The 13,485-nt window shown below is 70.7% G+C and carries 11 protein-coding genes; 2 read left to right on the forward strand and 9 right to left on the reverse strand.

Annotated features, from left to right (window positions below):
• From rfbA to rfbC, 4 genes are all read right to left on the reverse strand, one after another.
• Positions 1 to 900 (reverse strand): glucose-1-phosphate thymidylyltransferase RfbA, encoded by a 900-nt coding sequence (gene rfbA / locus AC1DXK_RS20475; protein ID WP_477298838.1) that lies wholly within the window; start codon positions 898 to 900, stop codon positions 1 to 3.
• On the reverse strand, positions 897 to 1,802 hold the full coding sequence (rfbD, locus tag AC1DXK_RS20480; RefSeq protein WP_457104957.1) for a dTDP-4-dehydrorhamnose reductase: 906 nt from the start codon (positions 1,800 to 1,802) through the stop codon (positions 897 to 899). Before rfbD ends, rfbA begins: the two co-directional genes overlap by 4 nt.
• Entirely contained in the window at positions 1,802 to 2,851 is a 1,050-nt protein-coding gene (rfbB, locus tag AC1DXK_RS20485; RefSeq protein ID WP_477298841.1) for a dTDP-glucose 4,6-dehydratase, read from the reverse strand. Before rfbB ends, rfbD begins: the two co-directional genes overlap by 1 nt.
• Positions 2,852 to 2,942: 91 nt before the next feature.
• The gene (gene rfbC / locus AC1DXK_RS20490; protein WP_457104959.1) at positions 2,943 to 3,494 is read right to left on the reverse strand and encodes a dTDP-4-dehydrorhamnose 3,5-epimerase; all 552 of its coding nucleotides are present in this window, start codon (positions 3,492 to 3,494) and stop codon (positions 2,943 to 2,945) included.
• A 175-nt stretch (positions 3,495 to 3,669) separates the two neighbouring features.
• On the opposite strand from rfbC, the gene AC1DXK_RS20495 reads away from it, so the two are divergent.
• On the forward strand, positions 3,670 to 4,581 hold the full coding sequence (locus tag AC1DXK_RS20495) for a DUF6925 family protein (RefSeq protein WP_457104960.1): 912 nt from the start codon (positions 3,670 to 3,672) through the stop codon (positions 4,579 to 4,581).
• Positions 4,582 to 4,588: 7 nt separating this feature from the next.
• Here AC1DXK_RS20495 and AC1DXK_RS20500 read toward each other — a convergent pair whose 3' ends face one another.
• From AC1DXK_RS20500 to queE, 5 genes are all read right to left on the reverse strand, one after another.
• A complete protein-coding gene (locus tag AC1DXK_RS20500; protein WP_457104961.1) occupies positions 4,589 to 8,134 on the reverse strand; it encodes a tubulin-like doman-containing protein in 3,546 nt (1,181 codons plus the stop codon).
• 4 nt (positions 8,135 to 8,138) lie between these two features.
• Positions 8,139 to 8,627, reverse strand: a complete 489-nt coding sequence (locus AC1DXK_RS20505; RefSeq protein WP_457104962.1) for a hypothetical protein — start codon at positions 8,625 to 8,627, stop codon at positions 8,139 to 8,141.
• Positions 8,624 to 10,147 (reverse strand): hypothetical protein, encoded by a 1,524-nt coding sequence (locus AC1DXK_RS20510; RefSeq protein WP_457104963.1) that lies wholly within the window; start codon positions 10,145 to 10,147, stop codon positions 8,624 to 8,626. The genes AC1DXK_RS20505 and AC1DXK_RS20510 overlap by 4 nt, the downstream gene beginning before the upstream one ends.
• An 8-nt stretch (positions 10,148 to 10,155) precedes the next feature.
• On the reverse strand, positions 10,156 to 11,544 hold the full coding sequence (locus AC1DXK_RS20515; protein ID WP_477298844.1) for a hypothetical protein: 1,389 nt from the start codon (positions 11,542 to 11,544) through the stop codon (positions 10,156 to 10,158).
• 102 nt (positions 11,545 to 11,646) lie between these two features.
• Positions 11,647 to 12,279, reverse strand: a complete 633-nt coding sequence (queE, locus tag AC1DXK_RS20520; RefSeq protein ID WP_457104965.1) for a 7-carboxy-7-deazaguanine synthase — start codon at positions 12,277 to 12,279, stop codon at positions 11,647 to 11,649.
• 268 nt (positions 12,280 to 12,547) lie between these two features.
• Here queE and AC1DXK_RS20525 point away from each other — a divergent pair.
• The coding region (locus tag AC1DXK_RS20525; protein WP_477298846.1) for a D-alanyl-D-alanine carboxypeptidase family protein at positions 12,548 to 13,485 on the forward strand (938 nt) is incomplete at its 3' end.

Here is a 13,485-nt window from a genome sequence, read left to right on the forward strand (position 1 = left end):
TTACTTGCCGCGGCGCAGGCGCAGGTCGTCCTCGCTCTCGCGGGCGAGGCGCAGCAGGTTCTGCCCATAGGAGGTCTTGGCGAACATCTCGCCCCGGGCCACGAGCTGGTCGCGGTTGATGAAGCCCTGGAGGTAGGCGATCTCCTCCAGGCAGGCGACCTGCAGGCCCTGGCGATGCTGGAGGGTGCGGACGAATTCGCTCGCCTCCAGCAGGCTGTCGTGGGTCCCGGTGTCGAGCCACGCGTAGCCGCGCGACATCCGCTCCACGTGCAGTTGCCTGCGCTGGAGATAGGCCTCGTTGACGCTGGTGATCTCCAACTCGCCGCGGGCCGAAGGCTTCACGTCGGCCGCGATGTCGAGCACCTGATTGTCGTAGAAGTACAGGCCGGTCACCGCCCAGGTGGATTCCGGGTTCTGCGGCTTCTCGACGATCTTGGTCGGGCGGCCGGACTTGTCGAGGTTGACCACGCCGTAGGCCTGCGGGTTGTCGACATGGTAGGCGAAGACCGTCGCGCCCTGCTGGCGCGCGGCCGCGCGCTCGAGCAGCTCGCCCATGCCGGCGCCGAAGAACAGGTTGTCGCCGAGAATCAGCGCSACGTCGTCGTCGCCGACGAAGTCGCGCCCGATCACGAAGGCCTGGGCGAGGCCCTCCGGCCGCGGCTGCAGCGCGTAGGAGAACTTCAGCCCGAACTGCTCGCCGGTRCCGAACAGGCGCTTGTAATTGTCGAGGTGCTCCGGCGACGAGATGATCAGGATCTCGCGGATGCCGGCCAGCATCAGCACCGAGACCGGATAGTAGATCATCGGCTTGTCGTAGACCGGCAGGAGCTGCTTGTTGATCGACAGCGTGGCCGGGTGCAGGCGCGTGCCGGATCCGCCGGCCAGAACGATGCCCTTCATGGCTTGGAAACTCCCTCTGAGACCGGCCCGACGAGCCGGTCCAGGATGTCGTCGAGCGCCGCCTGCCAGGGCCGCGGCGCGATGCCGTAGGCGGCCGTCAGGCTTTCGGTCGACAGGCGTGAATTGGCCGGCCGCCGGGCCGGCGTCGGATAGGCGGAGGTCGGGATCCCCTTGACCGGCACGGAGCGGCCGCCGCGCCGGGCCGAGCCCGCCACGATCGCCGCGGCGAAGCCGCGCCACGTGGTGTCGCCCCGGTTCACGCAGTGGAAGGTGCCGGCGGGGGCGTCCGGATCCGCCGCCATGCGCTGCGCGATCGTCGCGAGGGCGGCGGCGAGGTCGGCGGCTGAAGTCGGGCAGCCGTGCTGGTCGTCGACGACGGTCAGCGCATCGCGCTCGGCGGCGAGCCGCAGCATCGTCTTGACGAAGTTGCCCCGGTGCGGGCTCACCACCCAGGCGGTCCGGACGATGGCGTGGCGCGGATTGCCGGTGCGCACCGCCAGCTCGCCCGCGGCCTTGCTGGCCCCGTAGACGCTCTGCGGATCGATCGGTTCGTCGGGCGCGTAGCCCCCGTCCGGCTTCGTTCCGGCGAAGACGTAGTCGGTCGAGACATGCACCAGCGGGATCTTCCGCGCCGCCGTGGCGGCCGCCAGGATCGCCGGGGCGAGCGCGTTGAGGCGCCACGCCGCGACCACGTCGGACTCCGCCTTGTCGACGGCCGTGTAGGCGGCGGTGTTGATCACGGCCCGGTAGTCGCGGGCGGCGAGCGCCGCCGCGACGGCGCCGGCGTCGGTAATGTCGAGCGCGGCGCGGTCCGGAGCGTGGACGGTGACGCCGTCCGGCCAGGACAGGGCCTGCAGCTCGGTGCCGACCTGTCCGGCGCCGCCGAGGACGAGGACGTCCATCAGCCGTTGAGCCCCAGACGCTCGCCCTTGTAGCGGCCCTCGCGGATCGGGCGCCACCAGCCCTCGTTGGCGAGGTACCAGGCCACGGTCTCCTCCAGCGCCTGCTCGAAGGTCTTYTGCGGGCGCCAGCCGAGTTCGGCCTCGGCCTTGCCGCAGTCGATGGCGTAGCGCCGGTCATGGCCCGGGCGGTCGGCCACGAAGCTGATCAGCYGCTCGTGCGGCGCGCCCTGCGGGCGCAGCCGGTCGAAGGCCGCGCACAGCGCCTTCACCACCGCGAGGTTGTTGCGCACCGCGCGGCCGCCGAGCAGGTAGGTCTCGCCGATCCGGCCGCGCTCCAGCACGGCCACGAGGCCCTTGGCGTGGTCCTCYACGTGGATCCAGTCGCGCTCGTTGAGGCCGTCGCCGTAGACGGGCAGCTTCTTCCCCTCGAGGGCGTTGAGGATCATCAGCGGGATCAGCTTCTCGGGGAAGTGGCGCGGCCCGTAATTGTTGGAGCAGTTGGTCACCAGCACCGGCAGGCCGTAGGTCTCGTGCCAGGCGCGGGCGAGGTGGTCGGAGGCGGCCTTCGAGGCCGAGTAGGGCGAGCGCGGGTCGTAGCGGCTGTCYTCCGTGAAGAACGCGTCCGGCGGCAGCGAGCCGTAGACCTCGTCGGTGGAGACGTGGAGGAASCGGAAGCTCTTCTTGTCCGCCTCCGGCAGTGCTTCGTAATAGCCTCGCGCGCCATCCAGCATGGTCTGCGTGCCGATGACGTTGGTGCGCACGAAGGCGCCCGGATCGGTGATCGAGCGGTCGACGTGGCTCTCGGCGGCCAGGTGCATCACCGCCTGCGGCTTGAAGTCGGCGAAGGCCTTCTGCACGGCGGCGCGGTCGCAGATGTCGGCCTCGACGAGGCGATGGCGCGGGTTGTCGGCAAGCGGCGCCAGCGAGACCGGGTTGGCCGCGTAGGTCATCGCGTCGAGGGTGCAGACGTCGTGGCCGAGATCGTTGACGAGGTGCAGCACCAGCGCCGAGCCGATGAAGCCGCAGCCTCCGGTCACCAGGATGCGCATGGCGGATTACCTCTTCGGATAGGTCAGAAACTGACTAGCCGAGCAGCGTAAGACTGGCCGGCGTGACGAAATTGCGGCCGGGCCGCGCAGTTCAGAAGACGCGGCCGAGATCGGCGAGGCGCGGGGCGCGCCGATCCTTGTCGGACAGGATCGCCGCCTCGCCGGAGACCGGCCACGGGATCCCGACCTCGGGATCGTTCCAGGCGAGCGCCCGGTCGTGCTCGGGGCTGTAGTAGTCGTCGACCTTGTAGGCCACCATGACGTCGGGGGTCAGGGTGCAGAAACCGTGGGCGAAGCCGTGCGGGATGTAGAGCTGCTCGCCCTTGTCGGCGTCGAGGGTGACGGCGACGTAGCGGCCGTAGGTCGGCGAGCCGCTGCGGATGTCGACCGCCACGTCGAGGATCGCGCCCTGCAGGACGCGGATCAACTTGGCCTGCGCGCGGGGCGCGACCTGGAAGTGGAGGCCGCGGATCGTGCCCTGGGGGGCCGAGAAGGACTGGTTGTCCTGCACGAACGGCGTGGCGATGCCGGCCCGCGCCAGGGTGTCGGCCCGGAACGTCTCGGAGAACCAGCCCCGCGCGTCGCCGAAGCGCTTCAGGACGATGCGCTTCACGTCCGGGATCTCGGTCTCGATGACGTCCATGCCAGCGCCCTTCTTGCGGATCCCGTCGCGAGGTCCGGCGGACGTCTCCGCGTCGGTCGTTCCGGGTCGCGCGCCCGCCTCGTCGACCACAACCTCGATGATGCCCCGCGACTTCCGGTCATTCTCGGTCCGTGTCAAGGCGTGCCGGCTGCGGTGCCATGCACGCGGGGAGCGGATGACGGGCGGTTCGGGACAGGCGGCGGAAGCTCTCCTTCGTGCCCAGCTGGCCGATCCGGCCGGCGCGTTGAGACTGGGTAGCTATGGTGCCCTCGCGGTCTTCTCCCGCGACCGCGACGAGCCGGCGCGGTTCCACGAAGGCGGCCGGATCGGGATCGTCACGGACCGCGGCGCCGTTTCCCTCGCGGTGGGGCCGGATCTCAGGCCGTTCGCCTACGAGACGGGCTTCACCGACGGCTGGAGCCAGGGGATCGCCCTCTGCCTTCCGGCTTCGGCCTGCACCATGGGGCAGCGCGCCGTGCTGACCGAGCTGGGACCCGACGATGCGGCGGTCCGGCCGCAGGACCGCGCCGCGCACCTGTTCGACCTCGGCCTCGGTCTGCACGCCGTCGATGCCTGCATCCGGGCCGCCGACCCCGGCCGGATCGACCGGCTCCGAGCCCTGGAGGGCCGATCGCTTCTCGCCTCCGGCGGGACCGGGATCGCGACGGTGCGCGCCCTGGGGGCGGACAGTGTCTTCATTACCCGTTTCGGCCGCGTCGAGGTCTATGGGCCGGATCGCAGGTCCGTCGCCGCGGGGGCCGGACCGCGCAGCCATGTCCTGCCGCACCTGCTGCGGCTGCGACGGACCCATGCGGCCACTGCGCCGATCCCGGAGGGCTGGGTGCCCTGCGGCGGCCTTGATCTGGCGCATCCGACGCGCGACGGGTCGGGGCGGCCGATCCCGTTCGATACCGGGCGCCACGCCGCATTCGGGCAGATCCTGGAGGTTTGGGGGGATGCCGCGCTCGTCGCCTTGCGCGCCGCGGTCCTCGCTGGGCAGGCACCCGACGCATCCCTCGCCGACGGCCGGTTCGCCCGCTCGGCCATCCGGGCCGCGCGGGCTCAGCGCAAGGCCGGCGCCTCCTGAGAGGGCGTCATCCGTCCGGAGGCGGTGGTGGTGTCGGCGCGAGAAGACGTGCCAGATCCGAATGGGCGCCTGCCGGCATCCATGCACCCCCCTGCGGATGGATCGGCGTGGTCGCCGTCAGGGCGCGCGACCGCGCCATGTCGACGAGGGCGGTGAGCGGAAACGGACCCGTCACCGCGTCGCGATAGATGTAGAATAGCGTTGCCGGCAAGTCCGGCGGCGCCAGCGGCGCCGGATCGGCCAGCCGGAGCAGGGCTTCCGTCGTGAAGGCCGCCTCATCGACCGTCCGCTTGTCCAGCGCTCTGAAGGCGGGTGGGTCTGCGGTATCACGGTTCGCTTCCTCCGGCGGCAGGTCGCCCAGGCTTCCGGGGATCGACCGGGTCCAGTCCGCGATGCGGGTGAGAAGCGCCTCGTGAAGGCGGTCCGCTTCGTCCACCCGCAGGCCGGTTTCCAGGGCCGCCTGACGCCAACGGCGCCCCAGCGCCTCCGCCACCCCGTGGCCGACTCCGCCGACCCGCACCTCCGCGTCGAAATTCACGGTCTCCCGCCGGGGTGCATAGGCGCGCTTGGCGGTCCAGGCGAACAGCGCGGCCATCGCCAGCATCTGGACCGGCGACAGCGCCCCTTCGACCTGCGCGAGTCGTGCGGCGATCGGGGCGTGCTGGACCCGATCGAACAGCTTGCGCCGCAGCGTCCGCTCCGAACCGACGCTGCGCCAATCGCCGGGCTCGAACTCGAACCGCCACAGTCCGGTTTCGGGCGCGCGCCTCAGGAGCCCAAGGCAGGCCGCCCGCAGGAACAGCGCCAGGGTGTCCCGGAGCGCCTCCGTCTCCTCTGCCGACGGGGCCACGGGGTCTGGAAAGCGGAGATAATCTCTGTGGTTGTGAAGCGGGATCGCATCGAGCCGGTCGAGTTCCTGCCCGTAGGCGCGGCGCCAGTCGCGCCGCAGCGGCCCGAGCACGTCGAGGGGCACCCCCGACAGCTCGCAGTAGCAGACGATCCGTCCGCGCTGGCCGGATTCGAGGAAGGCGATCTCTCCAACGCCGAGAACCGGCGGCAGGGCCGCCCGAAGCACGCCTCCGAATTCGGCCTGAAAGGCGCGGGCGCCCTCCACAGCCAGGATGGTCTTGAACTGGTCGCTCCCCGCATTGAAGGCTTCGAAACGCGCCGGGATCCACGGCATGCAGCGCAGCAGCATCAGCTCCAGGATCTCGCGCTGCCGGGCGGCGGGCATTTCGCGCAGGGCGTCCAGCGCCGCGGGGATGCGGGTCCGGTGCGGCGCCAGACGCCGCCTGGCCATGCTGCGGACCGCCTCGAGGAGGTCCGTTCGTGTGTCCTCCTCGCGTAGCAGAGCGAAGATGGCCTGGGAGCCTCCATAGGCCCGGAACGCCTCCCGCGCCCAGTCCAGTCGCTCGGACGGTGCGACGACGATAGGCGGCAGGTCGCCGGAGGGCAGCACGAGGAACGTGCCGCCGGATGGCCGTTCGATCGCGGTGCGGATCTCGGCGATCTCGCGCTGCAGCGCGCGCATCAGGCGCACGACGTCGTCATGGCCCTGATTCATGGCACCCAGCAGGCCGTCGTACCGGGCGAGGCCCGTGTCGGGGTCCCGCCCGACACGGGTTCCGAGTCGCACGGAGACTTGTCGCAGCAGGGCTGCGGCCTCCCGGGCGGCGACCGACCGGATGCACAGCATGCAGGCGCCGCGCAGGTCTTCGCGGGCCTGCTCCAGATAGCGCTCGGCGTCGCGCCGGTGCGTGAAGATCAGGCCCGGTCGGACTTGGTCGAGGCGACTGAGCGAGGCGGAGAAATGATCGGCCAGCATCGCGTCGGCGAGCCGGCCGTAGGTCTCGGCCGCATGGGCGAGGCGCGCCAGCGCCCCGCCATCCGCGGCAATCAGATCTCGCACGCCCTCGATCAGAGCGCGGGCGTAGTCGAGGCCGCCGCGTTCCTGATCGTCGAGCAGGCGATAGAGCGCCGCGGGCAGCGCGCCGTCCGGGTCCCCGAGCCATGCGGCCTCGAGTTTGGCGCGCACATCCAGAACCTCCACGCCCCGGGGGCCGTAGACGGTTCCGTCGCCGGCGCGGCCGAGAATGTCGTCGCGCAGATGCTCGGCCGCCCGACGCAGATTCGCCGCCCAGTCGCGGGGGTTCGCAACCGCGTCGCGAATGGCATCGACCGCCCTGTCGACGGCAAGCGCCACCGAGTCCTGGATGGACGAGCCGTCGGCGCGCTGGAGGAGCATCCCGACGAGGTCATATTCCGGGATGCCCGGAGGGGCCGGACGGAGCACCTTCGGAAAGGCCTCGAAGGTCGAGAACCGCAGGCCGACCCTGTCGGCGCCGAACCGGTCGCGCGCCTCGATGGTCGGGACGTGCCGCTCGGCATCGCCCCGCGCGACGCCGAAGAATGCCGCCACCATGCCGAAACCAGCCCGGGCGGCAATCTCCTCGAATTCGAGGCTCCCGCGGGTGGCGAGTACGGCTTGGCCCAGGGCGGAATAGTTCAGCGCGAACAGGGCCGTCCGGAGGGTGCCGTCCGGGCCTGGGGGCGCCCATTTGCGCATCTTGTGCTGGGTCTGATTCACACCGATCGAGCGCTTGCGACCGGCGAATTCTGAGTTGCCGAAATCCTCGAACAGCACGTCGGCGATCATGTCGTAGAGGTCGGTGACCACTGCCGTGCGCTGATCGGCGAGATTCTGTGTATCGAACAGATAGATGTCGGTGAACGGCCGCTCGACTCCGGGCGCGACCCGCTCGTGGTCGCTCCAGGACGCGACATAGGGCGGCTCGGGATTGCCCCGCATCGCGTATTCCAGCTCGGACAGCGTCGCCGCGCCGTTGGCGAAGACGCGATCCTTGTTGGCTCCGACATAGCCCGACGGCAGGACGAGGAAGAGATCGACGGCGTCGGGCCGCTTGGGTGTTTCGATCGACGAGATCGCGTAGCCGGCGTCGATCACCGCGCCGGAGCCGGTGCCGCCGGCCACGGAAGCCACGACCACCACGCGCAGGTCGGTGGCGGTGTCGAGGCCGAGGGCGCGCAGCCGCGCCTCGTTCGACATGTTGGCGAGGACCGCGGCGGCCTGTGCGGTTAACCGGCTCATGAAGGGGCGCACGGCATCGAAGAACAGCAGGCGCGCGATGGCGCGGATCTGGCCGGCGCCCTTGGACGCGTCGATCCGCGAGAGGTCGCGGTCCGGCAGCCAGGCATCGATGTGCGGGTAGCTGCGCCGCTCGGCCTGATAGCGGCCGAGGTTGACCGCCTTCTGCAGGGTCTCGCCATCCCGGAAGGCAACCTTGGCCGAGAGCGGATCGGTGGCGGCGGCGCGGCCGGCCTCGCGGGCCTCAAGCGTGTCGGTGTCGAAGTACAGGAAGGCCGCGGCCGGGAACTGGTCGAGGGCGCTGATCCGGGTTCCGTTCCAGTCCGCCTGAAGGATGCGCCGGCGCAGGCGCAGCAGCACCTCCATGCCGGTGCCGCCGAGCGCGACGAAGACGGTTGGACGAACCTTCAGCTGCGTCTCGGTGCCCGCTCGGCGCGCCTCGTCCATCGGGTCAGCGCCTCCGGTCGGGGGCGCGGAGGATCAGGGCCAGGGCGGCTGCGAACAGGAGCACGCAGAGGGCGAAGGCAGCCGTCAGTCCGGCCCAGGCCTGCCAGAAACGTCCGACCGTGGCACCGACCACGACCGTGGCCGTGAGCATCAGCGCCGCGAACAGCATCGAACTCGCGCCGCCCGCGGCGTCGAGGGTTGCGCGGCGGTTGATCAGGTGGATGCGCAGGCCCTGGCGGACGAACAGGAAGATGACGGCCAGCACCGCAAGGGCGACGGTGGCGAGGGCGATCTCCGTCGCGGTCGGCGCGCGGTCGAGGCCGGCGAACGGGCTCGCCGCGGTGCCCGTCCGGTCCGATAGGGGCATGGGCGCCCGCGGCTCCTCCGACGGGCGGGAATTCTGCGGGGGCGGGATCCGGAAATCCGGGCCTCCCGGCCCCTGGATCCGGGTCGGACCTGAATCCCGCGTTCCGCCGTCGAACAGGCCGATCATGCGCCGGGTCCGGTCTCGGTGAGACGATGCGCCCGGGCCGGTCCCCAAAGGGCCGTTCGCACCCGCCAGCGGCTGCCGTCCGGGGCATCGAGGACCTGGGTGCGGAAGGGCCGCAAGGTCGTGCGTTTCGGGAACGCGCCAAGCATCACCGTGCAGGTGCGCGGACGGCGCGCGAGGGCAGCGCCGAATCCGGTAGCGCCTGCGAGCGTGAGCGTTGCCGCCGACGCTGCGGCGAGCGGCCAGGGCGAGAACGCCGCCTCGATCCGCAGCGGCAGGGTGATTATCGCCTCCGACACGCCGCGATAGTCGCCGAACAGCCCCGGCAGACGCGCTTCGACCCCGCCGGATGCCCCGGTTCCCTGTCCGGTCGTTGGCTCGCCGACGAGCAGGGCGCTTCCGAAGATCGGTCGCACGCGCTCCAGGAAGTCCTGATCGAGGGCGAGGTGCAAATCTTCGAGCCGCAGGGTCAGGGTACCGTCCATGTCGCGCCGGCCGGCGAGCGGATTGAGCAGGCCGGATGGTCGCGGGATCGGCGGCAGGGTAAGAACGACCGCGATCGGCCCGCTCTCGGCCCGCGGCGGCAGGTCCGCGACTTGGTCCGGCGAGACCGCCGCCTGCGCGAGCGCCGCCTCCGGGCTTGCCTCGCGCCACTGCAGGACGAGCCGTGCGGTGACGATCCGCTGCGGGTAAAGGCCGTTGGTGAGGCGCCCGGTCAGGCGCAGGACGGTCCCGGTCTCGGCATCGGCCCCGCGGACCACCAGCACGCCGTTCTCCACGCCGGCCTCGAGGCCGGCACTGTCGAGCCGGTCGAAGCGCAGGGTCACGCCGCCGGCGAGGACCGGCTTGAGGTTGACCGGCGGATGGCTGAACAGCGCCGCGAGGCCATTGCCCCTCAAGGCCGCCTCGAGCGCGCGGCCTCCGCCTGCACCGTAGCCGATGCCATAGACGACGAATCCACCCTCGACGAAGTTGCTGCCTTTCAGGGGCATCCGAACCGGATAGGCGACGATGCGGGTGATCGCAGGCGATCCGCGCAGTGCCGCGTAGAAGGCCGCGGTGTTGCGCGCCACTGCGGTGCTGTTGCCCGGTGCATTCTTGTTGTTCGTCACCATCCAGATGACGCCGTCGCGGCCGTGCAGCCCGGCCCGGATGCCGCCGAGGAGCGCACCGTTGAAGTCGGCATCGGCGTAGGCCTGTCCGCCGGCCTTGCGCGGCAGGTCGATGGCCGCAACGGCGGAACGGACGCGCGCCGCCGCATAGGGACCCTCGTACAGGATGCGCGGCGACGGGCGCCCGGGCACCTGTCCGTCTTGGTCGAAGCTCGCGATCGCGATCGTGCCCTCCGGCACGCGGACCGCCGCCACCAGGGCCTCGATCAGGGGCCGGAACTGCGAGTTCCCGGCGGTCAGGAAGGGCTCCATCCAGCCGGAATCCTGGATGAGAAAGAGCTGAGGGGCCGCCGCTTCCGGCCTGGCGGGGGCCATCAGCAGGACGAGCAGCGCAAGGATCGCGCGGGACACGGGCGCCCTCATGCCGTCCGCACGCGAAGGGCGTGGCAGCGGCGCCCGGAGCGGGTCCAGAGAAGCAGCGCCCCATCGTGCAGGAGCGCCTGGGCGTCGCCGAGGGCCGAGACGTCGAGGCTGATCGGGAGCCCGTGAAGGCCTGCCCCATGGGCGTGGTGGAGAACGTGCCCGGTCACCGGCTCCGGGAGAGAGGCGCCCCTTAGGAAGCCGGCTCGTGGGCCGGCGATGGGGAGGGCGAGCAGGATGGTATCGCGCGGCAACGCCAGAAGCGGCACGAGCAGGGCGCCCGCATGCGGACCGAGACTGAGCGTCTCGGCGGGCGCCTGCCACGGCAGGTCAAAACGGTCCGTGCCCCAGTAGGCGACGTGCCCGGCGGCGAGGCGCGGTCCATCGAGCCGGCGGATCGCCGGATCGGACGCCAAGGCGGCGAGATGGTAGCCGCCCTCCAACATCCCGAGCTGGTGATGGCGCTCGGCATAATCCTGCCAGGGATTCTGGGCGGCGATCGGAACGAAGCCGGAAGGCCAGCCGACGAAAGCGGCCTGGTCGTCGGCCCGGTTCACGACGAACCCGCCGTGACCGGTCCAGAACCCGTCGCCGAGACGGTTGATCCATGGACCGGAGAAGCGGTCTCCGGACGAGGGCTGGCCGAGATCCTGCAGCGCGAGGGCGTCCGAGGCGATCGTGCCCCGACACAGCACGAGGCGTCCGTCGCGTTCGGCCAGCGCGCGGAGTTCAGCGCCGTGCCAGCATGGGGCGGAGAGGAAGCGCAGGCGCGGCAGGTTGGCCCTTCCGAACGCGAGCTGCGGGCCGACCTGCGGCAGGGGGGCGGAGACCAGCGCGTCGGCGGTTGTGTAGGCGATGCCCGCGGCGGCTGCCGCCAGGTGCGATCCCGACGTCGCGGCGGGCATCCGCCCGAGGGGGACGAATGTCCGGCCGTCCCAGACGTCCAGAGTGCCCAGGTTTTCCTGAAACAGATAGAGGCCGGCGGGGCGACCGGCCCGCGCGAGCACCGGCACGCCGCTCGGCAATGGACGCTCGCTGTGGCTGTCGCGGTCGATGTCGAGCGGCGTCGGTGTCTCGGCCTCTGCCGGACTCCGCAATGGTTCACCGGTCTCCGGTGCATGCGCGAAGAGCGCTGGGTAGGGATGGGCGCGGCCGTCCCGCCGGATGCCGAGCTGGACGATCCGGGCGTCGTCCGTGTCGATCCGGATTCCGGCAACCTCGGCCGCAACCGGGGTCCCGTCGCGGAAGTACCACAGCTGACGACCGGCGAGGCCCGTCAGGTGCGGATCGGGATCGACCGGCCAGATCCCGTCATACGCACCGTCCGACAGGGTCGGCGGCGTCGGGATGACGAATCGCCCGTCCGATGAAGATTCCTCGAAGCTCAACGGCCGCGTTCCGATTCCGAACCACGTACGTGATCGTTTCCGATTCTTCGCGAGAAGGAAAGAGCGCTGCCGATCAGTCCGGCCCGTCTTGCGCTGATCTGTTCAAGGGATGCCGATCATCTTGTGCGTCTGCAGAGACAGGCGCCAGCGGGCATCGTGGCGGCAATAGCCGATCGCAGCCTCGGTGTTGGCGATGCGGTCCGGCCCGTCCATAGGCTGGAGGAAGCGGTGCTGGAAGGCGAGACCGACGAAATCCGCGGGATCGGCATCCACCTGCGGGTAGACAAGTTTGAGTTCGTGGCCTGACGTCTGCGCCAGGGCGTTGCGTCCCTTCGGACTGACGCAGATCCAGTCGATCCCAGGCGGAGCCGGGAGCGTGCCGTTCGTCTCGATCGCGATCTCGAACCCGGCCGCGTGCACGGCCTCGATCAGGAGCGTGTCAAGCTGGAGGAGCGGCTCGCCGCCGGTGAAGACGACGTAGTGGTTCTCGCTACCGCCTTCCCAGGCGGCCGCGATCGCGCCGGCGAGGATGGCGGCGTCGGCGAAGCGTCCACCGCCCTCCCCGTCCATCCCGACGAAGTCGGTGTCGCAGAACCGGCAGGCCGCCGCCGCGCGGTCGGCCTCGCGCCCAGACCAGAGGTTGCATCCCGCGAAGCGGCAGAACACGGCCGCGCGTCCCGCCTGGGCGCCCTCGCCCTGGAGGGTGTGGAAAATCTCCTTGACCGCGTACGTCACAACCGTCCCAGTCCGCTGCTGCGCGACCCGCCCCGCGCGCCCGGGTTCGCACTTAATCCGTGCCGAGCCCGCAGGCCATCGACAACCGCGCCGTGCAGACCCGCGGTGCGATCTCGCCTTGCTCTTGCCACGGTGGGCTCGTTCATGCCGAGATGCAGTCCGGCGACCGCCCTCGGCCGTCGGGATTGCGCCGATATCCGGCTGGCTGGCCGGAAGACCGACGCTCCACGGCGCCGGCCCAGGCGATCCTCTGACGAGTCGGGCTCGAATGTCCTCTTCACTCTACCGACGCCTCACCGTCGGGTTTGCGGCGCTGACAGGTCTGCTCGGGGCGAGCCTGGTCGGGATCGGCGCTGCGAACGCCGTGACGGTGCCGATCCTCGTGGCGGACGTGGATTCGGGCAAGGTCATCTACGCGCAGGCGCCGACCGATCCCTGGTATCCGGCCTCGATCACCAAGCTGATGACCACCTACGTCGCCCTGGATCTCGTGCGGCAGGGCAAGGTCTCGCTCGATTCGATGATCACCCTCTCGGCAGCGGCCGCCGCCGAGCCGCCCTCGAAGATGGGCTTCAAGCCTGGGACGCAGCTCACCCTCGACAACGCCCTCAAGATCATCATGGTCAAGTCGGCGAACGACATCGCCTACGCGATCGGCGAGACCCTCGGCGGCTCGATCGACAACTTCGCCGCGATGATGAACGAGACTGCGCAGCGGATCGGCATGCACGACAGCCGCTGGTACAATCCCAACGGCTTGCCCGACCCGCGCCAGTGGACCTCGGCCCGCGACATGGCGGTGCTGGCCCGGGCGCTGATCCGTGACTTTCCGGATTCCCACGACCTGTTCTCGATCTCGGCGATCCAGTTCGGCCGCGCCGTGATGGCGAACCACAACGGCCTCCTCGGGCGCTATCCCGGTACCGATGGGATGAAGACCGGCTTCATCTGCTCGGGCGGCTTCAATGTCGTGGCGACCGCCACGCGCAACGGCCGGCGGATCATCACCATCGTGATGGGGCAGCCGAGCCCGCGCGAGCGCGACGTGAAGACCGCGGACCTGTTCGACTACGCCTTCTCCCAGAGTGCCGGCTGGACCAGCCCGACCCTGGATGCGCTGCCGGCCTCGGCGCTGCCCGCCCCCCCGGACATGCGCCCCTTCGTGTGCGGCGGCAAGAAGCCTCCGGCCATCGAGGACGGTGCGGG

The organism is Methylobacterium sp. P3_A11, assembly GCF_056403155.1.

Bases quoted from the DNA above. Each gene is read 5' to 3' on its own strand.
- AC1DXK_RS20495 (WP_457104960.1), top strand. From the start codon at position 3,670: ATGACGGGCGGTTCGGGACAGGCGGCGGAAGCTCTCCTTCGTGCCCAG.
- AC1DXK_RS20505 (WP_457104962.1), bottom strand. From the start codon at position 8,627: ATGATCGGCCTGTTCGACGGCGGAACGCGGGATTCAGGTCCGACCCGG.
- rfbC (WP_457104959.1), bottom strand. From the start codon at position 3,494: ATGGACGTCATCGAGACCGAGATCCCGGACGTGAAGCGCATCGTCCTG.
- rfbD (WP_457104957.1), bottom strand. From the start codon at position 1,802: ATGGACGTCCTCGTCCTCGGCGGCGCCGGACAGGTCGGCACCGAGCTG.
- AC1DXK_RS20500 (WP_457104961.1), bottom strand. From the start codon at position 8,134: ATGGACGAGGCGCGCCGAGCGGGCACCGAGACGCAGCTGAAGGTTCGT.